The 25,931-nt window shown below is 52.5% G+C and carries 20 protein-coding genes; 12 read left to right on the top strand and 8 right to left on the bottom strand.

Annotated features, from left to right (window positions below):
• Positions 1-39: 39 nt before the first annotated feature.
• The 6 genes from yajC to N24_RS08830 all read left to right on the top strand — a co-directional run bounded on the left by yajC (position 40) and on the right by N24_RS08830 (position 9,036).
• Positions 40-405, top strand: coding sequence for a preprotein translocase subunit YajC (yajC, locus tag N24_RS08855; protein ID WP_096456188.1), 366 nt, complete (start codon positions 40-42; stop codon positions 403-405).
• A gap of 287 nt (positions 406-692) precedes the next feature.
• The gene (gene secD / locus N24_RS08850) at positions 693-2,660 is read left to right on the top strand and encodes a protein translocase subunit SecD (RefSeq protein WP_096456186.1); all 1,968 of its coding nucleotides are present in this window, start codon (positions 693-695) and stop codon (positions 2,658-2,660) included.
• A gap of 2 nt (positions 2,661-2,662) precedes the next feature.
• Complete coding sequence (gene secF / locus N24_RS08845) at positions 2,663-3,886, top strand: protein translocase subunit SecF (protein WP_096456184.1); 1,224 nt, start codon at positions 2,663-2,665, stop codon at positions 3,884-3,886.
• A gap of 677 nt (positions 3,887-4,563) precedes the next feature.
• Positions 4,564-6,165 carry an ABC transporter substrate-binding protein gene (locus N24_RS08840; protein ID WP_096456182.1) on the top strand — a complete coding sequence of 534 codons (1,602 nt, stop codon included), beginning with the start codon at positions 4,564-4,566 and terminating at the stop codon, positions 6,163-6,165.
• A 3-nt stretch (positions 6,166-6,168) separates the two neighbouring features.
• A complete protein-coding gene (locus tag N24_RS08835; protein ID WP_096456180.1) occupies positions 6,169-6,726 on the top strand; it encodes an adenine phosphoribosyltransferase in 558 nt (185 codons plus the stop codon).
• 27 nt (positions 6,727-6,753) lie between these two features.
• Entirely contained in the window at positions 6,754-9,036 is a 2,283-nt protein-coding gene (locus tag N24_RS08830) for a RelA/SpoT family protein (protein ID WP_096456177.1), read from the top strand.
• Positions 9,037-9,124: 88 nt separating this feature from the next.
• Here the strand turns inward: N24_RS08830 and N24_RS08825 are convergent, their stop codons facing one another.
• The 3 genes from N24_RS08825 to N24_RS08815 form a co-directional block, all read right to left on the bottom strand.
• A complete protein-coding gene (locus N24_RS08825; protein WP_096456175.1) occupies positions 9,125-9,391 on the bottom strand; it encodes a hypothetical protein in 267 nt (88 codons plus the stop codon).
• Between the two features lie 215 nt (positions 9,392-9,606).
• Positions 9,607-10,161, bottom strand: a complete 555-nt coding sequence (locus N24_RS08820; RefSeq protein ID WP_096456173.1) for a putative Ig domain-containing protein — start codon at positions 10,159-10,161, stop codon at positions 9,607-9,609.
• A 438-nt stretch (positions 10,162-10,599) separates the two neighbouring features.
• Positions 10,600-11,442: a peptidylprolyl isomerase gene (locus N24_RS08815; RefSeq protein WP_096456171.1), complete on the bottom strand. Its 843-nt coding sequence runs from the start codon at positions 11,440-11,442 to the stop codon at positions 10,600-10,602.
• 130 nt (positions 11,443-11,572) lie between these two features.
• Here N24_RS08815 and N24_RS08810 point away from each other — a divergent pair, with 130 nt between their 5' ends.
• From N24_RS08810 to N24_RS08800, 3 genes are all read left to right on the top strand, one after another.
• Positions 11,573-12,214, top strand: a complete 642-nt coding sequence (locus N24_RS08810; protein WP_077312297.1) for an MBL fold metallo-hydrolase — start codon at positions 11,573-11,575, stop codon at positions 12,212-12,214.
• Between the two features lie 68 nt (positions 12,215-12,282).
• A complete protein-coding gene (gene hisS, locus N24_RS08805; RefSeq protein WP_096456169.1) occupies positions 12,283-13,572 on the top strand; it encodes a histidine--tRNA ligase in 1,290 nt (429 codons plus the stop codon).
• Positions 13,573-13,651: 79 nt separating this feature from the next.
• Complete coding sequence (locus N24_RS08800; protein WP_167382076.1) at positions 13,652-15,340, top strand: glycerol-3-phosphate dehydrogenase/oxidase; 1,689 nt, start codon at positions 13,652-13,654, stop codon at positions 15,338-15,340.
• Here N24_RS08800 and N24_RS08795 read toward each other — a convergent pair.
• The 5 genes from N24_RS08795 to N24_RS08775 form a co-directional block, all read right to left on the bottom strand.
• A complete protein-coding gene (locus N24_RS08795) occupies positions 15,337-16,686 on the bottom strand; it encodes an L-serine ammonia-lyase (protein WP_096456165.1) in 1,350 nt (449 codons plus the stop codon). The genes N24_RS08800 and N24_RS08795 overlap by 4 nt on opposite strands.
• 684 nt (positions 16,687-17,370) lie before the next feature.
• On the bottom strand, positions 17,371-18,051 hold the full coding sequence (locus tag N24_RS08790) for an FMN reductase (RefSeq protein ID WP_096456163.1): 681 nt from the start codon (positions 18,049-18,051) through the stop codon (positions 17,371-17,373).
• Between the two features lie 27 nt (positions 18,052-18,078).
• The gene (locus tag N24_RS08785; protein WP_096456161.1) at positions 18,079-19,194 is read right to left on the bottom strand and encodes a CE1758 family FMN-dependent luciferase-like monooxygenase; all 1,116 of its coding nucleotides are present in this window, start codon (positions 19,192-19,194) and stop codon (positions 18,079-18,081) included.
• 97 nt (positions 19,195-19,291) lie between these two features.
• A complete protein-coding gene (locus tag N24_RS08780) occupies positions 19,292-20,008 on the bottom strand; it encodes a hypothetical protein (RefSeq protein WP_096456159.1) in 717 nt (238 codons plus the stop codon).
• Positions 19,992-20,588, bottom strand: coding sequence for a TetR/AcrR family transcriptional regulator (locus tag N24_RS08775; RefSeq protein WP_096456157.1), 597 nt, complete (start codon positions 20,586-20,588; stop codon positions 19,992-19,994). The genes N24_RS08780 and N24_RS08775 overlap by 17 nt, the downstream gene beginning before the upstream one ends.
• Before the next feature lie 93 nt (positions 20,589-20,681).
• Here N24_RS08775 and N24_RS08770 point away from each other — a divergent pair, with 93 nt between their 5' ends.
• From N24_RS08770 to N24_RS08760, 3 genes are read left to right on the top strand one after another with little or no spacing between them, the layout of a single operon-like run.
• On the top strand, positions 20,682-21,332 hold the full coding sequence (locus tag N24_RS08770; RefSeq protein WP_096456155.1) for a hypothetical protein: 651 nt from the start codon (positions 20,682-20,684) through the stop codon (positions 21,330-21,332).
• Positions 21,332-23,191, top strand: a complete 1,860-nt coding sequence (locus N24_RS08765) for a YhgE/Pip domain-containing protein (RefSeq protein WP_096456153.1) — start codon at positions 21,332-21,334, stop codon at positions 23,189-23,191. Before N24_RS08770 ends, N24_RS08765 begins: the two co-directional genes overlap by 1 nt.
• Before the next feature lie 42 nt (positions 23,192-23,233).
• The gene (locus tag N24_RS08760) at positions 23,234-25,885 is read left to right on the top strand and encodes a DEAD/DEAH box helicase (protein ID WP_096456150.1); all 2,652 of its coding nucleotides are present in this window, start codon (positions 23,234-23,236) and stop codon (positions 25,883-25,885) included.
• Positions 25,886-25,931 lie beyond the last annotated feature (46 nt).

The raw sequence follows: 25,931 nt of genomic DNA, 5'->3' as shown, positions 1-25,931 counted from the left end.
GTAGCCAGGATGTTCTATGGTCTGGCAAACTAGCTAATCATGGACATCGTCTTTTTGCTTATTCTTCTAGCTATATTTATCATTCCAACGTTTTTAATGAGTCGTCGTCAGCGGGCACGGATGGCTGAAATCCAAAAGCTGCAGGACTCTGTGGTCCCAGGTGACCGTATTGTCACCACTGCAGGCCAGCATGCCACCGTGGTGGCTACCACCGCTGAGACCGTCGACCTGGAAATTGCGCCGGGAATGATCAGTACTTTTGAAAAGCTTGCCGTGGTGCGAGTGCTTCAGAAGGCTGATGCTCCAATCGAAGCGCAGGAACCAACGTTGTTTGATCAGCCAGAAGTAGATCGCCATGACGATGATTTTGATGATCGTGCCGATGGGCACCCTGAGAATCGTTAAAAAATATTAAAAATACAGCACCCTTTCGCTAAACATTTCATGTGCGTCAGGGTGCTGTTTATATAGGTTTGTATAGGTATCCAGACTCACAGGGGTTAGGCACGGCAAAACTACGCATATGGCGTAGCATGTTTTGGGTTGAACACTACCTGTTAGGCACCACTTACATGCCCTTCTCGTTAGTGCCTGCGCGCCCCAAGCCCACCCGGCTTGGGTGGGTGGTAGTAGGAGTAGGTGGGCGTCGACAAGCGTGGTTGTCTGGTTGATAAAAATTTAAGGAGACTTTCTTGGCTCGGCAAAAAAAGAGTGCCGCTAGTGCCTGGGAACGATGGCCAAAACGCGCCATAGCGTTATTTGTGCTCATCGTCGTGGGTGTTTATGCGTTGGTGCTGTTGACAGGCGATCGTTCTGCGACACCGAAATTGGGTATTGATCTGCAAGGCGGAACGCGAGTAACGCTTGTGCCACAAGGCCAAGATCCAACTCAGGACCAACTGAATCAGGCTCGCACCATTTTGGAAAACCGTGTCAACGGCATGGGGGTGTCTGGCGCAAGTGTGGTGGCAGACGGCAACACGCTGGTGATCACGGTGCCAGGTGAAGATACCGCACAGGCGCAATCACTGGGACAGACCTCTCAGCTGCTGTTCCGCCCTGTGGGTCAAGCTGGCATGCCGGATATGACCACGTTGATGACAACGCTGGAAGATATGGCTAATCGGTGGGTGGAATATGGTGTCATCACCGAAGAGCAAGCAAATGCATCCTTGGATGAGATGAACAAGGCTGTTGCCTCCACTGAAGCGGAAGCGGAAACCGAAGAAGGCGCCGAAGCAACTGAGCCTGAGCCAGTGACCGTGACGGCCACCCCAATGGAGGAGCCCGCAAACTCCATTGAGGCCACACAGCGCCGACAAGAAGTCACGGACATGCTGCGCACTGATCGCCAGTCCACTGACCCCACCACTCAAATCGCTGCAAGCTCATTGATGCAGTGCACCTCCGGTGAAATGGATCCGCTAGCAGGCACAGACGATCCACGTTTGCCTCTGGTTACGTGTGATCCTGCAGCAGGTGGCGTATACGTTTTGGATCCTGCTCCGCTGCTCAATGGCGAAACCGATGAAGAAAACGGTACCCGCCTAACCGGTAATGAAATTGATACCAACCGACCAATCACCGGTGGATTCAATGCTCAGACTGGACAGATGGAAATCAACTTTGCGTTTAAATCCGGAGATGGGGAACAAGGTTCTGCAACGTGGTCTTCTTTGACTAACCAGTACCTGCAGCAGCAGATTGCCATCACCTTGGACTCTGAGGTTATTTCTGCTCCCGTGATTCAATCAGCAACCCCAGTGGGATCTGCTACCTCCATCACTGGTGATTTCACCCAGACTGAAGCTCAAGATCTGGCTAACAACCTGCGCTATGGTGCACTGCCACTAAGCTTTGCCGGTGAAAATGGTGAGCGCGGTGGCACAACCACCACCGTGCCACCATCACTGGGTGCAGCATCCTTGAAGGCTGGTCTGATCGCAGGCATCGTGGGTATCGTCCTCGTGGCCATTTTCGTGTTCGCGTACTATCGTGTCTTCGGTTTTGTATCCCTGTTCACCCTGTTTGCCGCAGGTGTGTTGGTCTACGGATCCCTTGTTCTGCTGGGACGTTGGATTGGATACTCCCTTGATCTGGCCGGTATTGCTGGTTTGATCATTGGTATCGGAACGACTGCTGACTCCTTCGTGGTGTTCTACGAACGTATCAAGGATGAAATCCGTGAAGGTAGATCCTTTAGATCTGCAGCACCTCGTGCATGGGAAAGTGCAAAACGCACCATCGTTACAGGCAACATGGTTACCTTGCTTGGTGCTGTGGTGATTTATCTGCTGGCTGTCGGTGAAGTCAAGGGCTTTGCCTTCACCTTGGGTCTCACCACTGCCTTCGACCTGGTTGTTACCTTCCTGATTACCGCACCACTGGTTATTCTGGCGTCACGTAAACCAGCCTTTGCCAAGCCATCGGTCAACGGCATGGGACGTGTGATGAAACTCGTCGAAGAGCGCCGAGCAAACGGCGAATTAGATGAGCCGGAGTACCTAAAAAAGATCCACGCTAAAAACGCGGCTGCGGTTTCCGTAAGCGAACCTGCGGCACCTGAAGCATCAAACTCCGGCACTTCCGGCACCTCAGGCGCCGATGCTTCCGGCACCTCAGGCTCCGGTACCGATACGAACAAAGGGGAGGAGAAGTAGCCATGACTGATTCCCAGACTGATTCCCAGACTCAATCACCATCGACTCAGAGCGCAAAACCAACCGCAAAACGCAGCTGGTTCAACAGCCTCTACACCGGCGACGGCGGCATTGACTTCATCGCCAAAACCAAATTGTGGTACTGGATCACCGGTATTTTGCTGGTCATCTCGATTCTGTTCATTGCCATCCGTGGCTTCTCCCTGAGTATCGACTTCCAGGGCGGCACCAAGATGAGCATGCCAGCTGCTGATTACTCCACCGAGCAGGTGGAAGAAACCTTCACTGACGCCACCGGAATCACACCAGAAATCGTGCAGATTGTTGGCTCTGGCGATGCCCGCACCTTGGAGATCCACTCCGAGCGTCTTAGCGATGAGGATATCGAAAAAGCCCGACTGGCAATCTATGAGGAATACCAGCCTCTTAACTCTGAAGGCCAGCCAAGCCCCGATGCGATTGGTAACTCCACCGTGTCAGAATCTTGGGGTTCCACGATCACCAAACGCATGGTGATGGCACTGGTAGCCTTCTTGGTGATCGCAGCGATTTACATTGCCTTCCGCCTGGAGCGAGAAATGGCGATCGCCGCCATGGCAGCGCTGATTGTTGACGGCATCGTCATCGCAGGCATTTACGCTGTGATCGGCCTTGAAGTCTCCCCAGCAACCGTCATTGGCCTGCTGACCGTGTTGACCTTCTCCATCTACGACACCGTTGTGGTCTTCGACAAAGTCCGCGAAAATACCGAAGGCTTCGAAGGCAGTCGCCGGCGAACATATGCCGAACAAGCCAACCTCGCAGTCAACCAGACTTTCATGCGTTCGATTTCCACGACGATTATTTCCGCCCTGCCGATCATCGCTTTGATGGTTGTCGCCGTCTGGATGATGGGCGTTGGCACCCTCAAAGACCTCGCGTTGATCCAGCTCATCGGCGTTGTCGAAGGCACCTTCTCCTCCGTCTTCCTGGCAACCCCACTGCTGGTCAGCCTGAAAAACCGCCTCAGCAAAACCAAAGCGCATACCAGCGAGGTCATCGCTTCACGCGAGGGCAAAAACACGCTTATCGACGCCACCCCCCACACCAACGCCGACGCCTCAGCAGCCGGCACCGAAAACGACACTGCCGGTGTGGCACCTGAAACACCTGCAAAACGCACGGTGAGCAAACCCACCGTTGATGATCACCGATCAAGCGGAACCTGGCGACCAGGCAGAAGCTAAACTTTTTTGACAGAAATCCCGCAGACATTGTGCTCTGCGGGATTTTTTTAAGCATTCAACCTGGCTTTGCAATGTCTCGACGTTAATCGCTTGTTTAAGGCTCCGAGTTTTCTCGAATGAGTGTTTGTATGGACAGGCCCCTGAAAACCTCTTAGAAGCGCTTCTGGGGAGGTATGACTTTTAGGGTTTGAGGCGAAAATTTAAGCTCGACCAAACCAGGTGACCCACTTTTCGCTCTAATTCAAATCTTGGGTTTCCAGGTTTGGTAACAAGCGCGATAAACCAGACCAGGAGACCCAAGATCTTTGAGACCCCGGTTTTTGGGTCTCCAGGTTTGGTCTTAGCTCTTGAATGCTATGGGGTGGGCAATCATCGGACCAAAGGCTCCCAGTACCTGAGCGTTAAGTTCGAGATCGCACTTTCGATACCTTGCGCTCAATTTCTCAACTCCAATTTCCCTCGGTTTTTGGCGGTTTTCCTCATGGTCTCGAACTTAAGAAATTGAGCGCAAGGTATTGAGCTCGTGAAATTGCAGATGTGAACTCGAACTTAAGGTATTTGTCGTCCCGAAGAATGAAGTTCTCGTAGAGGCAATTGCCAGATTTGGTCGTCCCCGGGGCGAAAACCGTATAATTACGGTTCTATTACGATTCGGGGAAAGGCTGGGTACTTCACACATGTTGTTTCGGAAGTCACGCAGCGCGGCGATCATGGTGATTGCAGCGTTAGTGATGGCAGGCTGTGGTGAAGGGGAACCGGAACCAACCAGTCACCAAACAAGCCTTTTCGGCTACGCGGTTAATTCCTCCCTGGCTACAACCAATGCGGCATCACTGTTGGGTGTTGCTACCGATGCCGGTCTTTTAGCTGCCAGGGTGTATCCGGGTGTTTATGTTCAGGGGCCTTCTGGGCAGATGATTCCTAATACTGATCTTGCTTCCACGCAGGTATTGCCGGGTATTAATCGCCAGGTGATTTACACAATCAATGACGATGCCACGTATTCAGATGGTCAACCTGTGGTGTGTGATGATTTCTTGCTGTCAGCTACCGCAGGGCAAATGCCGGAGTTGTTCCAATCGCATGTGCCGTTAGCCTCTCAAATTGAGCGGGTGGATTGTGTGTCCGGTTCTAAGATAGCCACGGTGGTGTTTAAAGAAGACTTGGGGGAGCGCTGGCGCTATTTGTTTGGTCAAGGTGATCTGTTGCCTGCGCATGCTGTGGCCGCTAAAACCGGTATGACGCTAGAAGACCTGAATCAGGCATTAAAGGATAAAGACCCCGACGTGCTTGCTGACACCGCCAGAATTTGGAGTGAGGGCTTCCAACTATCGTTGTTTGATCCGGAATTGCAGGTGTCTTATGGCCCCTACAAGATAGATTCTGTGGGTGAATTCGGGGAAGTCAAGCTCCTGCGCAATGAGCTCTACAGTGGCGATCAGGCCGTGGAAGAAGAAGTCACCGTGTGGCCTAAGGGCTCGGATCTAAGCGCTATTTCCAATGCGGGAAATCTGCAGATTTCTGATGTGGTGGCGTGGGAGAGCGAGCCGTGGGTAAACCGCGATGATCCGCTTAATCCTTATGACATTAAAGAAGAGGTTGGTGTTTTAACCGAGCAGCTCACCTTGGCCAGTGCTGGTGTGTTTTACGCTGCGGAGGCCCGGCAGGCATTCGCGGCCTGCGTTGACCAGGAGGCGGTGGCTGCGGCGTCGTCAAGCATCTCTGGTATTGATGTTCCGGCGGTTGGAGTGCACTCGGTGCGTCATCAAAACCCTGTGGTGCAACAAATTGGTGATTTGCCAGCGCAACATATGGCGGTTGACGTTAATGCGGCTTCAGCATTAGCAGGGCAAACCATTCGTATCGGCTATGACGGGCCAGATGAACGCAAAGCTGCGATGGTCGAGGCGATTCGTCAAAGTTGTGAGCCGGCGGGCATCACGGTTATCGATGCGTCGCAGGAGGCTGTTAGTCTTAATGATCTCAGTCGTACTGAGGTGAGTGAATGGGGTTATGAACAGTACTTTGACGGTACGCTTGATGCTGTTTTGCGTACCGTTGATCCGCTTCGTGAATATGAAAACGCAAACACCATTGGCACAGATCCAGAGTCGACGAGGCGCACTGAAGAGCAATTGTGGGCAGAAGTGCCGTCAATTCCACTAGCCGCGCAACCCCGAGTGTTTGTGATAGATCGCACAGTCGGTAACGTTGTTGTTAATACAGACCTAGCCGGTATCGGTTGGAACATGGACCGTTGGTCCAGAAGTGAGGATTAAGTAGTGAGCGAACAGGCTCTAAGCACCTTCGACAGGGCTCGTGAAGCTCTGGAAAAGAAAACCCGGTATGTGCAGGATTTCCCAGAAAAAGGTGTGCTTTTTGAAGATCTCACCCCTGTTCTAGGAGACGCGGAATCTTTTGCAGCAGTGGTGGATGCCATGGCTGAGGCTGCAAAGAATCTGAATGCAGAAATCATCGGTGGCTTGGATGCGCGTGGATTCCTCCTTGGATCTGCTGTCGCTTACAAACTCGGCCTAGGTGTGCTGGCTATCCGCAAGAAGGGAAAACTCCCCCCACCTGTGGTCACCCAGGAGTATGAACTTGAATATGGCACTGCAGCTCTAGAACTGCCTAGTGAAGGCATTGATATTGCAGGAAAAAACATTGTGTTGATCGATGATGTGCTGGCAACAGGTGGCACATTGGGCGCTGCACGTAAACTAATTGAATCGTGTGACGGACATGTTTCTGGATATGTTCTTGCCATTGAGGTCCCAGGACTTGGCGGTAGGGATAATCTAGGTGACAGGCCCGTTGTTGTGGTCAGAGATCCTCAATAGAAGGATTGTGAGAAAGGCGGCAGGAAAATGAGTCTGGAGCGAAATCCGCAGAAATCTTCCATTGGCGTGCGGAGCATGTCAGCCAGGCTTGCCCGCAGCCTTACCGGAAACCGAGTCCGCACCAACCCAGTGCTGGATCCGCTGCTGAGCATTCACCGGCAATTTCATCCACGTGCTGATGCACAAGTATTAGAACGTGCATATGATACTGCGGAGCGTCTCCATGATGGAGTGGTGCGAAAATCTGGCGATCCATATATTACGCACCCGCTTGCTGTCGCCACGATCGCGGCTGAGATCGGCATGGACACCACCACGCTGGTTGCAGCGCTGCTCCATGACACGGTGGAAGATACCGACTATTCGTTAGATGACCTCACCCGGGATTTCGGGGAAGAGGTAGCTAGGCTTGTCGACGGCGTCACCAAGCTGGACAAAGTCGCACTAGGTGCTGCCGCGGAGGCCGAAACGATCCGCAAAATGATCGTTGCCATGAGCCAGGATCCCCGTGTGCTGGTTATTAAAGTGGCTGACCGTTTGCACAATATGCGCACCATGCGGTTTTTGCCGCCAGAAAAACAGGCCAAAAAAGCGCGCCAAACTCTAGAAGTCATTGCCCCGTTGGCACACCGATTGGGTATGGCCAGTGTGAAATGGGAATTGGAAGATTTATCCTTTGCCATTTTGTACCCCAAGAAGTACGAAGAAATCGTGCGTCTTGTTGCCGACCGCGCCCCCTCGAGGGATCGGTACCTCAAAGAAATTATCGATCAAGTCACCGGCGGTCTTCGGGAGAACAACATCACCGCTGAGGTACTTGGCCGACCAAAACACTACTGGTCGATTTATCAAAAGATGATCGTCCGTGGCCGTGACTTCGACGATATTTTTGATCTCGTTGGCATCCGTATCTTGGTTGACAACGTAAATAACTGTTATGCCGCCATCGGTGTTGTTCACTCCTTGTTCAACGCGCTGCCAGGCCGCTTCAAAGACTATATTTCCGCACCACGTTTCGGCGTTTACCAGTCCCTTCACACCACCGTGATGGGACCAGGTGGCAAACCCTTGGAAGTGCAAGCTCGTACCCACGATATGCACTACAACGCGGAATTCGGCATTGCTGCACACTGGCGTTATAAAGAAACCAAAGGTAGCCACAGTGGCGAACAAGCCGAAGTTGATCAGATGGCATGGATGCGCCAACTGCTTGACTGGCAAAAAGAAGCAGCCGATCCCAATGAGTTCTTGGACAGCCTGCGCTATGACTTAACCTCAAAGCAGATCTTCGTCTTTACTCCCAAAGGCGATGTGGTCAACCTGCCTGTTGATTCCACCCCAGTGGACTTTGCCTACGCTGTGCACACCGAAGTCGGTCACCGTTGCATCGGTGCGAAAATCAACGGCAAATTGGTGGCTTTGGAAACCAAGCTCAAGTCCGGCGATCGTGTTGAAGTCTTTACCTCCAAGGATCAAAACGCAGGACCTAGTAGGGGATGGCAAGACTTCGTTGTCTCACCTCGGGCAAAAGCCAAGATCCGACAGTGGTTTGCCAAGGAGCGACGCGAAGAATACTTGGAAGCTGGCCGTGATTCACTAGCAGCTGTTATCCAACGCGGTGGATTGCCCATGCATCGCCTCTTCACCGCGTCCTCAATGAAAACTGTGGCAACAGAGCTGCACTACCCAGATGTGGATGCGCTCTACACAGCGATCGGTTCAGGGTCTGTCTCAGCGCAACACGTAGTCAAAAGGCTCATGGCTATCTTTGGCGATGAAGAAGACGCTGAAGACGCCTTGGTGGCACGAACACCATTTAGTGAGCTTGTCAGTTCTCGCAGCGCCACAGATAGCAGCACTGGAATCCTGGTGGAAGGCAGCCCAGATGTTTTGGCAAAACTAGCTAAATGCTGCATGCCTGTTCCAGGTGATGAAATCTTTGGTTTTGTTACTCGTGGCGGTGGAGTGTCAGTGCACCGAACTGACTGCACGAACGCTGAGAAGCTCAAGGAAGAACCAGAGCGCATGGTTTCGGTGTCGTGGGCATCTGAAGGCCAAGGCTCAGTATTTTCTGCAACACTGCAATTGGAAGCACTCGACCGTGCAGGTCTGCTCTTTGAGCTCACCCGTGTGATCAACGAACAAAAGGTCTCCGTTACCGCGATGAATTCTCATTGCTCCGAAGATCGAGTAGCCACAGTGCGCTTTACCTTCGCGGTATCAGACACCAAGCAACTAGGTTCGCTGATGACTCAGCTGCGTAATGCTGAGGGAGTGTTTGATGTGTACCGCGTAACCTCAGGCGGATAGACCACGTTTTAGACACCAAAAAGCCCCGGTATCAACCAATGTGCGGTTGATACCGGGGCTTTTTAGCATGAGAATGCTGCCGCGGAAGTTATTTCATTGCACGCTCTAAGGTTGTGGCAAAAGTAAGGCCAGCACTAAGAATGCCAATGATGCCAGTAACGATAAGGATGTAATCAGTAATCTCATCGATGTCGATGTCAGATGAGATGTTGGAACTACCGGGCTCTTCTTCTGCTAAGTAAACAACTTGGGCAGGAACTGCATCGGCTGCGTGTGCCGGTGCGGAGATCGATGTTGCTGCCATTGCGGTGGCGGTGCCTAGGGCAACGAGGGAGGTACGAGAAAATAGCTTCATTGCTAAACCCCTTAGGTTTAATGTTTGAATACGCAAGTTACTCTATGTGCACTAGCTACAATCCGCAACTATATGTGCAGGTCAAAGCTAAGATTTTATTAAGAAAATACGTCTAGGAAAAGACTTGAAATAGCTATCTAGCCCAGGGGTGAGATACAAGAAGTCCTTTGTGGAACAAACTCCACAAAGGACTTAGCTATATCTAAGCGAGAAGATTACTTCAGGAAGGAATCCAGCTTGGTGCCGAAGGTCAGGATGGTGGTCAGTGCACCGATAACTGCGGTGATGATCTTGATCCAGTTGCTGATCTCATCGGTATCGGAGGAGCCGTTGGATGGCTCCTCGCCGATGCTGAAGTTGACGGCTACCTTGGACTGAGATCCATCAGCTGCGGTTGCAGTTACCTGAGCGGAGCCGGAGAATTCCTTGGTTGGGGTACCGAAGATCTCACCTGCGTTGTTGATGAAGATGCCAGTTGGAAGTCCGGTAGCTTCAAAAGTCTCTGCTACACCGGAGGAGACTTCAATGGTAACGGTGTTGATCGCCTGGTTAACGTTTCCGGAGATAAGTCCAGGCTGTTCGATCTTGAGTGTTGCAGCCTCGGAAGCTACAGGGGTTTCTACCTCAGTAGTTTCTTCGATGGTGACTGCTGGTGCGGTGATTTCAGTTGTGGTTTCCTCTTGAGCGAATGCAGGAGCGGTTACGCCAGAGACGGTGATTGCTGCGGCGGTGCCAAGTGCAACCAGTGAGGTGCGGGAGAAAAGCTTCATTTCCTGGATCCTTCGTTTCAGGGAGGTGGAATTTCTCTGATCACCTTAACCGGGGCTTTATAGTCGTGCAAGCCTTTTGTGATGAAAACTCAAGCAAGAAGTTACTCAAGTGACTTTTGTGACTAATGTGACTCACATTTGGCGCTCCGCACCGGTTTCTTGCAAAGGTCCGTAAATTTAATGTTAAGCGATCACCCCTTTTTGGGGTTGTGTACTGGGTGCGTGAAGTATTTATCCGTTTACAGCCCACTGCCTGCATAAATGGAGCGTCACCCGACACCTTTTTTTAGTTTTATATAAGTACTTTGAGTGTTTTTGTGGGACAAAACAGGCGAGAATAAAAAGAAATGTCCGTTTATATATCGAGCACTATGCAGAAAAATGCGGCGCCTGGTCTGTAAAACCAAGCGCCGCAAAACTTAAGAAGGTGTTTGAATTTTATGCAACAGTTGCAGATTCAATCCGAACTTCTTCAGCAGGAGCACCGTCACCGGCGCCACCTTCAGCTCCAACCTCGGCGATTGCGTCCAAGGTGGCAAGTCCTTCTTCAGAGATCTGGCCGAAGTAGGTGTAGTTCGGTGCCAGTGGGGAGTCTTCGTAGTTGAGGAAGAACTGGGAACCGTTGGTGTCTGCACCAGCATTGGCCATTGCAATGGTGCCGCGCTCGTAGATAACAGGAGTAGTTAGGTCTGTTGCCTCATCGGTTGGGTACTCGTTGGCAAAGCTAAAGCCAGGGCCACCTGCACCGGTGCCACTTGGGTCGCCACACTGCAGGACGTAGATGCCAGAGGTAGTAATGCGGTGGCAGACAGTGTCGTTGTAGTAGCCCTCGGAAGCCATGTGTTCAACGGCGTTTACGGTGCAAGGCGAGACGGAGCGATCAAGTTCCATTCCGATGTTGCCTTGTTCCGTGGTCAGGTTCACAGTCACGGTGCCAGTTGCTGGCACATTTTCGGTTGCAGGCTTGGAAACCTCCTTGGAAGCATCTCCAGAGTCTGGGTACTCACACGTCACAGTGTCAGCAAGCGCCGTGGTGCGGCTTAGAGCCAGTGGCTGGTAGTCGGGGGTTTCTGCGGTGGTGGAGGTGTCATCGGCAGTGACCACTTCATCTTCAGTACTGCGGGTTGCCGCGTACCAGATGCCGCCAACAACCACGAGGATGACAGCTAGGGAAGCAAAGACCACGGTTAGTGGTTTGGTTTTTTCTTTGCGGTCCCTGCTTTTGATTTCTTTCTCCAGCTGGGAAAGCGCCTGTTGGCGTCGTTCCTTATTAGTACTCACAGAGTTTGATCCCTTGCTTGCTTGAAATGAAAGTGTTCAACGTCAAAAAAATTCTTTTCTATCCTAGCCCTAACCTCTCATAACGGGGGAATGATGGGGGAGCGCTGGTTGAGCACTACACTGTTTTTCCATGGAGATTCTCGGATTCGCGGCTGGTCCGTATAAGACAAATTGTTATGTGGTGCGCGGGGAGAATGAAGTCGCGATCATTGATCCGGGCATGCATTCTCACGATGATTTGGTGGAGTACATCTCAACTAACAAGCTCGGCGTGGACAAAATTGTGTTGACTCATGGACATATTGATCACACTCGTGATGCTGGTACCTTGGCTAAGCGTTTTAATGCGCCGGTCTATATTCATCCTAATGATGCATTTTTCTTAGAGGCGTATAAAGGCTCGGGAACTAAAACAGCCATGCTTTTCGATGCCGACAACATGGTCTCACCTGCCCCTGAATCGCTGCATGACTTGGTCGATGGTGAAACAATTACGTTGGCCGGTGAGGAATTCACACTTGCTCATGCTCCAGGGCACTCACCTGGATGCACCCTCATTATTGGCAAAGAGTACTGCTTTTCCGGGGATGTTTTGTTCAAAGGCTCAATCGGACGAACTGATTTTGAATGGTCTGATGCAGATTTAATGAATGAATCTTTGCGCACCAAGGTTTTGCCCCTTGACGATAGTTTGCAGATTCTTCCTGGACACGGACCGACCACCACCATGCGTGCAGAACGTACTGGAAACCCCTTTTTGCTTGCACTCTAGGCGACACTCTGGGCAGCACTCTAGGCCAAATTCCGAACTACATCTTTGAATAGGTATCGTTGATAATCGTGAGTCAAAACAAATCCAAGTCTGAAAAGCTTCAGTCATTTGCTGCCCCCAAGGGTGTGCCTGATTACGCCCCACCAAAATCTGCTGCATTTCTAGCAGTTCGTGATGCCTTTATTGATCAGGCACATAAGGCTGGGTTTGAGCATATTGAACTGCCGATTTTTGAAGACACTGGGTTATTTGCACGAGGTGTGGGTGAATCCACAGATGTGGTAAGCAAGGAAATGTACACCTTCGCTGACCGTGGTGAGCGTTCAGTAACATTGCGCCCAGAAGGTACCGCAGGTGTCATGCGTGCGGTTATTGAGCACAGTTTGGATCGCGGTCAGCTTCCAGTGAAGTTGAACTACGCGGGACCATTCTTTCGTTATGAACGCCCTCAGGCAGGGCGTTACCGTCAGCTTCAGCAGGTTGGCGTAGAGGCAATTGGTGTAGATGATCCAGCATTGGATGCAGAGATCATCGCGCTTGCTGATCGTTCTTACCGAAGCTTAGGGCTCAAGGATTTCCGTCTGGAGCTCACGAGCTTAGGTGATCGTAATTGTCGCCCAGAATATCGCCAGAAGCTACAGGATTTCTTGTTTGCGCTTCCACTAGATGAGGAAACCCGCAAGCGCGCAGAGATCAACCCGCTTCGCGTGTTGGATGATAAGCGTCCTGAGGTCCAAGAGATGACTGCGGATGCACCATTGATGCTGGATCACCTGGATGCAGAGTGCCGTGAGCACTTTGAAACAGTCACGGGTCTGCTCGAGGACATGGGTGTGCCGTTTGTTATTAATCCACGTATGGTTCGTGGATTGGATTACTACACCAAGACGTGTTTTGAATTCGTCCATGATGGTCTTGGCGCACAGTCCGGCATCGGTGGTGGCGGACGCTATGACGGTTTGATGGCGCAGCTGGGTGGACAAGATCTTTCTGGCATTGGCTATGGATTGGGCGTTGATCGCACAATTTTGGCGCTTGAAGCTGAAGGCGTAAGCGTTGGTGCAGAGCGCCGAGTAGATGTTTACGGCGTGCCACTGGGTAAGGAGGCGAAGAAGGCTTTGGCTGGAATCGTCAACAAGCTGCGTGCTGAAGGTATTTCGACCGATATGTCCTATGGCGATCGTGGTCTTAAAGGTGCGATGAAGGGCGCGGATCGTTCCAAGGCGTTGTACACCTTGGTGCTTGGTGAGCAAGAGCTAGAAAACAACACCATTGCGGTAAAAGATATGCGTGCGCATGAACAGCACGATATTGCTTTGGATGAGGTTGTGACCTTTTTGCAGGGTAAGCTTGCATAAAACCCAATCAAAAAATTCATAAGCAAAAAGCCGTCAATTCACACTGTGGGTTGGCGGTTTTCCTATTAGGCTCAGGGGAATGACGAGCACACACTTTGATTCCCGACGGATTGGTCCGCCACTTCGTGATCATTATGACGTCATTGTTATTGGTGGCGGGATCTCAGGGGCGCAGATCGCAAGGCATGCCGCAGGGCGAGGGCTGCGTACGGTGATGTTTGAAGCCAAGGATTATTCTTCTGGGACATCGTCAACAACATCGAAGATGATCCATGGCGGGCTGCGCTATTTGGAACAATATGATTTCGGTGTGGTTCAAGAGGCAGTGAAAGAACGCAGGTACCTAGGTATCGCTGCACCGCATTTGGTGGCACCGCGCAGCTTTATGCTCACGGCTTTTGAATGGTCCGAACCAAAAGCTCCTGTTTTAGGCGCTGGGGTAGCGCTGTATGAAACCATGGCATGGCAGCGTAATCAGGGGCAGTCGAAGGAAAACCATTCGCCACGATTTCGGTGGATCCCTAAAAACGCTTTACTTAAAGAAGTCCCGTGGCTGGATCCGGAAGGACTTAAAGGAGCGTGGCGGCACGATGACACCTTAAACCTGCATGCCGAGCGCTTGTTGCTGGCGATTATTAAGTCTTTTGCTGCTGATGGTGGAACCGCGATCAATCATGCCAAAGTCACTCGCATCCTCCGGAACGTGGAAGAAGGCCGAGTGCGCGGAGTTGAGGTGACAGATCAGATCACCAAGAACACAACGGAAATTTACGCCCCTGTGGTGATTAACGCTGCAGGTCCGTGGGTTGCGCAGGCGTTGGGTGATTTGGCGGAGGTAACCAAGCTGAAGGTGCGTCAATCTAAAGGAGTGCATTTACTTACTGGTGATTTGGGTAGTCAAAGTGGTGTGTTTGTGCGTGGCAAAAACGGCAAGCATGTGATCGTGAATCCGTGGATGGGGCGCACCCTAATCGGCCCGACGGACACCATGATTGATGGCGATGCCGATGATGCAGTCGCTGATGAAAGCGATATCGATTTACTGCTTGAGACCATTGATTCAGTCCGCGCAACACCACTTGATCGCAAAAACATCATTTCCACCTTGGTGGGTGTGCGCCCGCTCGTTGATGATGGCTCTGATACCTACACGTCGTCTCGCCGTTTCGATATTGCCGATCACGCCAACGTCGGCATCGATGGATTAGTGTCCGTCTCTGGTGGCAAGTGGACTACCTCGCGGGTGATGGGATACAAAGTCATTGAGCATGTGGTGGAACATCAAGCAGCTATGCTGCCACCGCTGCGCCACTTCGATTCCAGACAATTGCCGTTGACCACGTCTTTTGGTGCGTATGATTCTGTGGCTGATTCTTTTGAGTCTGCGCTGCGCAGTCACCCCGAGTTGGATTTAGATGATGAAATCCGGGTGCACTTGGCCAGATTGTATGGAACGGAGCATGAAAAAGTGCTGGATCTCGTCGCAAAGCAACCGGACCTGGGGCGACGACTTGACCCTGCCAACCTTGATATCGCGGCGCAGGTTGTTTTTGCGGTCGCCGAGGAGGCGGCCGTTGACCTGGCCGATGTGCTAGATCGCCGCCTCGTGCTCGGCACGTTGGGTTATGTGAAACCGGCCGCCGTACGCGCGACGGCCGAAGTCATGGCCCAGGTCACCGGGTGGTCAAATACGCTTATCGACGCCCGGTGCCACTCCTACCTCGCCTCGCAAGACAAAATCCAGGCCGTGTTAAAGCCGTATCGCTAACACTCCGTCAACGACACCGGGAAGCCCAAGGTGGTTGCCAAACCACCAAGCGAGGTTTCCTTATATTTGGTCAACATATCCCGACCCGTGGCAGCCATGGTGACCACCACATCATCCAAACTCACACGATTGTTGCCATCACCAATCCGGGCAAGCCTTGCCGCATTAATGGACTTCATCGCAGCAATAGCATTGCGCTCAATGCACGGAATCTGCACCAAACCGCCCACAGGATCACACGTCAAGCCCAAATTGTGCTCCAGGGCGATCTCCGCTGCGTTTTCCACCTGCTGCGGACTACCACCTAAAACCGCACACAATCCGGCAGCGGCCATCGCGGATGCTGAACCCACCTCGCCTTGGCAGCCTACCTCCGCCCCAGAAATCGAGGCATTTTCCTTAATGATGATGCCCACCGCACCCGCAGTATATAAAAATGTGCGTGCCTGCTCCGCGTCAAAATTTTTCAAGAAATCCCGCGCATAGTGCATCACCGCCGGAATAATCCCCGCAGCACCATTAGTCGGAGCAGTAACCACACGACCACCAGCGGCATTTTCCTCATTCACGGCCAAGGCGTACAGATTCACCCACTCCACGGCATCAAGATCAGCACCCAGCTCACATGTATCCCCATTGCTGATCAGCGCGTGTACCTGCGGCGCCCGACGCCGCACATTCAACCCACCCGGCAAAATTCCTGTGGTTGCAATGCCCCGCGATACGCAATCCTGCATAATCTGCCACACTCGATCCAAATGGTCATCCACTATGTCAAGATCCCCATGAATGGCGCACTCATTATCCTTCATGACCTCCGCAAAATCCCGGCCATAGGCTAGCAGCTCAGAACTCTTGCGGAAAGGACAAGGCACATCCACCTCTGGGTGAATAGTTGACACACCAGAGCCGACTTCTTTGAGTTCCCGGAAGTTTTCCAACGACATAATAAACCCGCCACCCACCGACAAATACGTCCTTGTGGTAATTCCCTGAAAAGTAACAGCGTTGGGGTGTTCAGGGAGGGGATGGGGATCAAAAGTTAAGGAATACGACACCGTCCCGTTAGGCCCACTCACAGAACCGTGTGCAGGAATCGGCGCGCCGGGTATGGGTGCTGCATCAATGGGAACTGTTGTAGGCTCCCATCCCACCAGTCCCAGTAGTACCGCACGGTCAGTGCAGTGACCTTTACCTGTGGCAGCAAGGGATCCGTGCAAGGTGATATCGACGTGCGGGCTGGGAAATTCAGAGAAAAACGCGAGGGCGGCTCTCATGGGGCCGACGGTATGTGAAGATGATGGTCCGATACCGATGCTGAAAAGATCAACAACACTAATAGCCATGGCTGAGGGTGGGCCTTTTCTATTGAGGTGTACTAAAGGTGATCTGCATCATTGTAGTTGTTTCTTGCGGTGGACTTAAGTGGAAAGGCTGAAGCGTGCACGTACTCACCACAAACAGCGGAATTTGAGCAATCTGTGGTGGATTTTCTCGTTAAACGAGGCCCTGTCTGCAACTTTCGGACCGATCCGCCGGGCTCGATCCTGTTTTGTGGTGGATCCTTGCCCTGGAAGCTCTCAGGATTCTAATCGCGATCAGTTTTGGGGAAGTCTCGGTGGGCAGTGTCTTAAAAGCGGCATATGCGACCAAATCCATAGGTGTTCCAAAGGTTCTTTGGTCTCTGAATCAAATTTACAGGCCCGGATAACGACAAATTTGACCAAAAATTTCCACTGCATAAGCTGCCTTGGTCGCCAGATGAAGTAATGCGCGAAACTTATGAAAGAGGCAGGAAAAAGTAACCTCACAGATTCGCCTCTAACGCCCTTTGAGACCCCAGGTGATGCAAATACCCATCTGGAGTTTTCGGTCTCTTAAATAGCCTGTAAATGGGTATTGCTGAAAACCCCAATTAGCTCATTTAGTCTGTGGTGAAAGAAGCCAAACACTGGTCACAAGAATCTTTAAAAACATGAAGTCTTGTGACCGGTGTTTGGCTGTTAAAACTTGGATTGAAGGGGTTTCACCTAGCCGTTGCCGTCGTGTCCTTTGAGAAGATCGGCAAAGCTGCTGAAGTTCTCTCCTGGGGTCACACCAGTGGTGCGACGGAAGGAAAGGTCGGCGTCTTGGTTGGCAGTGGCTCCGCCTAGGCCTTGTACGCTGGAGTAATCCTGCAGCATGAGTGTGGCTAATTCACCGGCAGCACGGTTGACGCGACGTTCAAACTCAACGCCTGCTTCGGTTCCAAAGTCTTCAGTTGCTGCGAACACACCGGTGGGTACGACAACTGCACGAAGGTAGTTGAACAGTGGCCGGATGGCGTGATCGAGAACCAACGAGTGGCGTGCCGTGCCAGCAGAGGCAGCAATGATGGTGGGTAATCCAACGATGGTTTTAGGGTCCAGGACATCAAAGAACATCTTGAAAATTCCTGAATAGCTTGCGGTAAACACTGGGGTTACCGCGATGAGGCCATCGGATTCGGCGAGGCGTTGTTTTGCAGCGTCAAGTGCTGGTGAACTCATACCGGCGCTGGTAAATGAGGTTGCGAGATCAAAAATGAGGTCGCGGATTTCAATTACCTCAATATCTAATGATTCGCCACGGGCGGATACAGCTGTTTGGACTGCCTTGGTCAGTTGGTCTGCCACCGAACGAGTGGTGGAGGGGTTGGAAAGACCTGCGGTAACAACAGTGAGCTTTCGCATAATGTGTCTCCTTGATTTTAAGAAAAACTACTCAGTTGGCTGACCAGGGTTGATCTGAAAGTGTGGGCTGTTTCGGTTGGCTTTCAAGCTCTGGTGGGTTGGTGGGTTGGATGGAACGTGGTCTGGGCGGCGCTCCTCCATGCGGCGGCGTACTTCTGGGACAACGTCGCGTCCGAGGCGTTCGATCTGATCAAGGACTACTTCTAGTGGGAGGCCAGCGTGGTCGATGAGGAAGAGTTGGCGTTGGTAGTCGCCGACCCAATCGGCAAATTCCATGGTGCGTTCAATGACTTGTTCAGCAGTGCCGACGGTCAGTGGGGTCAGGCGGGAGAAATCTTCTAGTGATGGTCCGTGTCCATATACTGGGGCGTTGTCGAAGTAAGGGCGGAAGAATTTCTTTGCTTCTTCTTCGGAGTCGCCGATAAATACCTGTCCGCCAAGACCCACGATGGCCTGGTCTGCTTGGCCATGGCCGTAGTGTTCGAAACGCTGGCGGTAGAGGTTGACCATTTGTGCGGTGTGTTCTTTGTTCCAGAAGATGTTGTTGTGGAAGAAGCCGTCACCGTAAAACGCTGCTTGTTCTGCAATTTCGGTGGATCGGATTGAACCGTGCCAGACAAAGGGTGCTACGCCGTCTAGTGGGGCTGGGGTAGAGGTGTATCCCTGAAGTGGGGTGCGGAATTTTCCTTGCCAGTTAACAACTTCTTCGCGCCAGAGCCTGCGCAGCAGGTGGTAGTTTTCAATTGCTAATGGGATGCCTTGGCGGATGTCTTTGCCAAACCATGGGTAGACGGGGCCAGTGTTGCCGCGGCCCATCATGAGGTCTACTCGACCGCCAGAAAGGTGCTGGAGGAATGCATAATCTTCAGCGATTTTTACTGGATCGTTGGTGGTGATCAGCGTGGTGGAGGTGGAAAGAAGGAGCTTTTCGGTTTTTGCTGCAATATACGCTAAGTGAGTCGTGGGTGAAGAGGGGACAAATGGTGGGTTGTGGTGCTCGCCGGTGGCGAAGACGTCTAGTCCTACTTCTTCTGCCTTGAGTGCGATTTGGGTCATCGCATGGATGCGCTCACCCTCTGTGGGGGCTTTGCCGGTGGTGGGATCTACTGTGACGTCGCCGATGGTGAAAATTCCGAATTGCATGGTTGTTGCGCCTTCCAACTAAGTTTGTTGATATGTCACCAATCTAGCACCGTCTAGTGTACGCGTCAACAAAATCTCTCTACTGGCTAAGCGCATATTAATAAATCTTCAGCAAGTCCAGCAGCGTGCGCATATCTCGACCTGTAACCACGCGCAACGGTTTTTGGTGGGGCTTTCCATGTTCAGTCAAAATTACGGACCAGGGCAATTTGGGTCCTGTCATAATGTCGATGATTTGTTGCGCGGTAGAGGAACGGGGCATAAATACTGCAGTGTCGGAAGATTCTGCATAATCCAGCACATCTTTAATAGATCGGGCGTCAAGCTGGGCATTGTCATGAAGATCGGTGGCTACCCACCGGGCGATGGTGTTGGTGGTTAAAAGTGCTACATATTCTGAACCCTCATAGATGGGGAATTGGGAGATCTCCGTGGTGCGAACAATCTCTAGTGCTTTACTTACTGGATCATCAAGCTCAAAGGATCGTACTTTTTGCGCAGGAAGCACATCTAAGGCGATCGGTGGATTGAGTAAAAGGGATCGAATTTTCTCAATGGCGTCCACGGTGTCGGGGCGAGGATCTGCAATCGGGCGCAGGTCATTGTATTGGCCATGACTGATCGCGTTGCGCAGTTCCGCAAAAGCATCCAAGGTTTCTGCTTGCTCTTTGGAAATCAGGTGCTGTTTTTCTGCAATGCGCACCATCCACCTAAAACTGTCGGAACGTTTTGCTCTAAGTTGTGTCCGAAGGTGGGCTTCAATGTCATTAAATGCAGAAAGGAAACTGACTGCGAGATCAGGAGAGTCTGTCATGATCTCCGATGTTAGCTACCGCGCCGTGTTGTAGTCCGGAAAGATAGAGGCCAAGTAGGGCGGTGTGGGAGTTTTGGGAAATCGTTGCCAGTGCGGCAATAGGTGGTCTAGAGATGGTGATTAATCCAACGATGTAGGTGCCTGCGTCGATATCTGGGTGAACGAGGCCAGCTTGCTGGGCTAGGGCAATGAGTTCTTTGGTTTTTTTCTCTGTTTCGCGGCGTAGTGCTGAGACATCCTCGGGAAGATCATCCAGAGAATCTGGTGCAAGTGCTGGAACGAGTGAGCCTAGGCCTCTATCAAACAGGCGTTGGTTAAATGAGATCCATACGCCTTCTGGATCAGTGGGGAAAGAGGAAATCGCTTTTTCTTGCAAGGAAATGACCACGCCAAAAAGGTATTGCGCGCAGGCCATATCGAGTGCAAAGCGATCGGGGAAGTTTCGGTATAGGGTGGCCACACCAACGCCAGCGTGTTCTGCGATGTTGTCCATTGTCAATGAGTCATGGTGGAGGGTGCGGTAGAGATTGCAGGTTGTGGTGATGATGTGTTCGCGGCGTTTACGTGCGTCTGCTCTCATGTTTTGCTTCCTCGGTTGACAGCGGGGGTGGTGGGGGTTCTAAAATAGCCTACGTTAACTGATAGTGTTTCCTCCACTTACGGAAGAAGATACATGAATACCCCTCTTTTGAGAAGCTCTGGGCTCTCCATCCGCGACACTTCGTTTGCTGATGTCGAGATAGCTCCACACAGCGGACTCACTTTGCTAAGCACTGGGCGCGAATCGCAGTCCAGTTCTTTTTCTTTGGTTTTATCCGGACGCATGCGCCCAACAAGCGGAACAATTGAACTCAATGGTGCGCCTGCTAAAGCATCACAATTGGCAAAACACATTGCACTTGCGGGCATCCCTGAGATTGATTCCTTGGAACGGCTCGTCACGGTTCGTACCGTTGTCCGTGAACAACTGGCATGGTCAAGTCCCTGGTACCTGATGATCCCGCGCGACATTGATGATTCGGGGCGGTGGGTGGACGTCGAAAAGCAGCTTGGCCTAGACCTGAATCCTAAAGCCCTCATCGGCGACCTCAGCGTGCTCGAGCGTTTTAAGCTGCGCATCGCGCTGGCGCTTCTTGCGCGGCCTGAGGCGCAACTGTTGGTCGTGGATGATCCCGATCAAGTCCGCAGCATGGAATTGCGTGCGGAAGTTTTGCACGCATTGAAAGGTGTTGCGCAGGATCTCCCTGTAGTTGTGGTGTCAACCAACCCAGATTTTGATTCCTTGGCAGATACTGCATTGACCGTAACGGGGGCGAAAAACTAATGGCATTTTTACACTTTGGCTCAGAGCTGAAACGATTCGGCCGCGGAAAACTCCCACCATTGGGCTTCGTTGTGGTCATGTTGCTGCCGTTGCTGTTTGGCGGCGTTTTTGTTTCTGCCTACTACGACCCGATCGGCGGGCTGTCTAAGCTTCCCGTGGCTGTGGTGAACCAGGATGAAGGCGAACTCGATGCGGGTTCCCAGGTGGTGGACAATCTGCTAGAGCAAGACAACATCAAATTCATTGAGGTAAGTGCTGAGGAAGCCCGCGAGGGAATCAATGATGGCACCTACTACTTCGGTATCGAAATCCCGAAAGACTTCAGCGATTCCATTGCCAGCGTGACCAGCGATTCACCAGCGCCAGCAACCGTTAATGCGGTTTTTAACAACAGCAACGGTTTCATCGCGTCCATGCTGGGCAACCAGGTGGTTAACACTGTTGTGGAGACCATGGACACGGAATTCGGTGTCCGCATCGTGGATAATATGCTGGTCGGTTTTTCCACCCTTGGCGACGGCATGAACCAAGCCGCCGAAGGTGCCACCGCCCTTAGTGATGGCGTCGGGTCTGCCAATGATGGCGCAGTTCAGCTTGCCGACGGCGCCGCCACCCTGCGCGACGGCATTGTCAGCGCCAATGACGGTGCGCAATCGCTTGCCGACGGCGCCAGCCAGCTCGACACCGGCCTTGCCTCCGCAGCCACAGGCAGCCAAACGCTTGCCGACGGACTTTCTGGACTCTCCGCCGGTACTGATCAACTAGGTCAAGGAGCAACCCAAGTATCTGAAGGTGTGGGCCAATTAGTCGATCAAGTAGCACCCCTGACTGCGCTTGCACCAGATATCAACACCCAGCTGATCATCCTTCGCGATGGCGCAGCAACCATTGCCTCAGAATTATCTGATCCTTCGAGCACGTATCGCTCCGGTATTGATTCCGCAGTCACCGCATCCCAACAACTGGCAAGCGGCCTGCAAACACTTCATGATGGCTCTAGTCAACTGAGCATCGGCGCACGCACCTTGGCAGATGGCACCAGCCAACTAGCTGCAGGTTCTGAACAGCTCGTGGTTGGCGCACAGGCACTGCGTGATGGCACCGTCCAACTTGATGAAGGCTCCAACCAACTTGCCCTGAAACTTTCCGATGGAGCAAGCCAAGTCCCTGCCTTTGCTGATGGTGCTGATCAGACCATCGCCACCCCAGTGGAAACAGAACAAGCAGGAGATACCACCCCGCTCTTTGGCATTGGTCTTGCACCGTTCTTCATGGCAGTCGGACTGTTCATGGGTGCAACCGTGACCTGGATGATCCTGCACCCGATTAGCCGCCGTGCCTTGGACTCTCGCATGGGTGGACTGCGAGGCACACTGGCAAGCTACCTTCCAGCAACCGTGCTTGGTCTGGGGCAGGCAAGCATCATGTGGGCAGTGCTGTACTTCCTGCTGGACCTCAACCCAGCACACCCATTTGGCCTCTGGCTAGCAATGGTCGCCATCTCCTGGGTATTTATCTCCATCACCCACATGTTCAACAACGTCGCAGGCCCCTCAGCAGGTCGCGTGCTGTCGATCGTGATGATGGCATTCCAACTGGTGTCCTCAGGAGGTTTGTACCCACCAGAAACCCAATCAGCATTCTTCCACTGGTTCCACACCTATGACCCGATCACCTACGCCATTAACCTCATGCGCCAGATGATCTTCAACCAAACCCCATCCGGTGACCCACGCTTTATGCAAGCAGTCTGGGTACTGCTCTTTATCTGGGTGCTGATGCTCGCAATTTCCACCCTAGCCAGCAGAGTAAACAAGATCCTGCGGATGAAGGACTACCACCCAGAACTTAAAATCTAGAGTTTCTAGTTCCCGTTCCCGTTTCCCGGCCTATCAGCGTTAATGGCAGAATCTAACGCTATGGACCGGGCACAAATCTCTTCACTGCTTAATCGAGCGCAGCACACCATTAACCTTGCACAACAAGCAAGCAATGTGCTGCGCCTTTTGAATTCACCTGAAGCAGTCCGAGTAGGGGATAAAGGCACACTTGGCACCGATACCTACCTGATCCCACAGCGAAACATCACCTGGCCAGATAACTTGTACGTCAAAGTCTTTCTTGACGGCATGAACGCAGAAACAACACTTTCTAACTTCGTGGCATCTGTTGCTGTGGTTCCACAACTGTGCCAGATCATCAACGACAGCCAAGGCGGAATGTTTCGCAGGTTATTCAACCCCACCAAAGTCCAAGCAGGGGATCAAGCCGCATTTGATCTCATGGTCAAACTCGATGAGATTTCATCTACCACCCATGAAGTCTCCCGCATGCTCGAAGGCGTACAGGCAGCCTATACCCGCCAGCAACAAGGCGTGGCACTTTTCCCAGGGATACATGGGGTGGGAGAGCGCTACATCGAACGCGCACAACACGAACTCGCTTCAGCCCTAGGAATGCCGCAAATAGATGTTGAACCCTGGGAGGGTAACAGCCTTGTCCAAGCGCGCCGGGTAGTCCAACGCTACGCCCAAGACCCCAACTCCGAATACCGGCTGAAAAACGAAGCCGAAAAACTTCTGGGATCCATCAACGAGCTCCGCGTCCAAGTATTACTAGAACAACTCCCCATTGATGCCCTGCGCACCGTCACTGATCACCGGCTGCGCTTTGGCTCCCTTGAGTCCATTAACGTAACAACCGTTGCTGACGTGCTCAAAACGCACACCTCCATCCTCACCACCGTGCAAGGAATCGGCGCACAAACCGCGGGGCGGATGAAAGCCGCAGCAGAAACGCTCAAACAAGAAGCACTGAGCCGACAAAACACCTCCATCGGGAACGAACCCACCCAACCCGCCATGGGACTGATCAACGTGCTCGCACGCTTTGATCAAACCGAAACCATCACACCAGAAGAACGCGCACGCCGCAGCCGCGTTATCGACTACGTAGAACACATTCCACCAAGCCTCGAACCCTACATCGTCATCAACTCAGCAACCCCCGATTTCGAGCAGTTCACCGACGACCTACGCTGGATAGAAGCAAACCCCAACCTCTTTTACCCACAAACAATCACCACCCCACCCGCCGATATCTGGGACGACTACCTCGCCCGCCCCGCCCACTACCAAGGCCTCCTATCCACACTGCTTGGTCGCGACATCAAAGGGGCTGACGAACTCCTCGACGCCACCACCCTCCAAAAAATCAGAGACCTCACCCTAGATAAAACTTTTCTCACCGACCTCCACCTCCGTGGATACCAATCATTCGGCGCACGCTTTGCCATCATTCAAAAGAAAACCCTGCTCGGCGACGACATGGGACTCGGCAAAACCGTCCAAGCCCTCTCCGTAGCAGCACACCTCGCCGCCACCGAAAAAGACTTCCGCACCCTCGTCGTCGTACCCGCCTCCGTGATCGTCAACTGGACCCGCGAATGCAAACGCTTCCTCAACCTCCCCGTATTCATCGCCCACGGCGACAACAAACAAGACGCCATCAACGCCTGGACCCAATCAAACGGAATCGCAATCTGCACCTACGACGGTGTTCGCGCCATGAACATTCCCGCGCCGGGCCTAGTCATCGCGGATGAAGCTCACATGATTAAAAACCCGTCAACCAAACGCACCCAAGCGCTACGCAAACTCATTGATGCTGCCCCGTACGCGCTGCTCATGACGGGCACACCACTAGAAAACAAAGTAGAAGAGTTTGTAAACCTCGTGCGCTACATCCAGCCCGAATTAATCACTCGAGGCATGTCCAAAATGCATGCCGAGGATTTCCGCGAACGCATCGCACCAGCCTATTTGCGCAGAAATCAAGCTGATGTACTTGACGAACTCCCAGAGCGCACCGACTCCATCGACTGGATCGACCTCACCACAGAAGACCGCAGCGCCTACAACGAACAAGTCCGCCAGGGCAGCTGGATGGGTATGCGTCGCTCCGCCATGCTTTCACCCACACCGCGCTCAACGTCTGCAAAAATGCAGCGCATCATAGAACTCCTCGACGAAGCCGAAGAACACGGCCGCAAAGCGCTGATCTTCACCTACTTCCTCGACGTCCTCGACGAACTGGAAAAGCACCTAGGCGAGCGCATCATCGGCCGCATTGCAGGCGACGTGCCTGCCACCAAGCGTCAATTGCTTGTCGACGCCCTCTCCCACTCCAAACCCGGTTCCGCCCTCATAGCCCAAATCACCGCCGGGGGAGTAGGTTTAAATATCCAATCCGCGAGCCTATGCATCATTTGTGAACCCCAAGTAAAACCAAGCGTGGAACAGCAAGCAGTCGCCCGAGTCCACCGCATGGGCCAAACCGCCACCGTCCAGGTTCACCGACTCATCGGCGACGAAACTGCCGACGAACGCATGCTAGAAATCCTGGCAGGCAAAAGCCACATCTTTGACGTCTACGCCCGTCTATCTGAGACCGCAGAGATTCCAGATGCCGTGGACATCACGGAATCACAGCTGGCAGCGCGCGTTATCGATGAAGAGAGAGCACGTCTTGGGCTTGCAGTATCTGAAACCTAAATGCTGACAAAGTTGGTTAACAGCTTTCTGCATCACCTGACTTTCG

The organism is Corynebacterium suranareeae, from assembly GCF_002355155.1.
GTDB classification, from domain to species: Bacteria; Actinomycetota; Actinomycetes; order Mycobacteriales; family Mycobacteriaceae; genus Corynebacterium; species Corynebacterium suranareeae.
The sequence above is the reverse complement of the archived record's forward strand: the minus strand, read 5'-3'. Positions and strand labels throughout refer to the sequence as shown.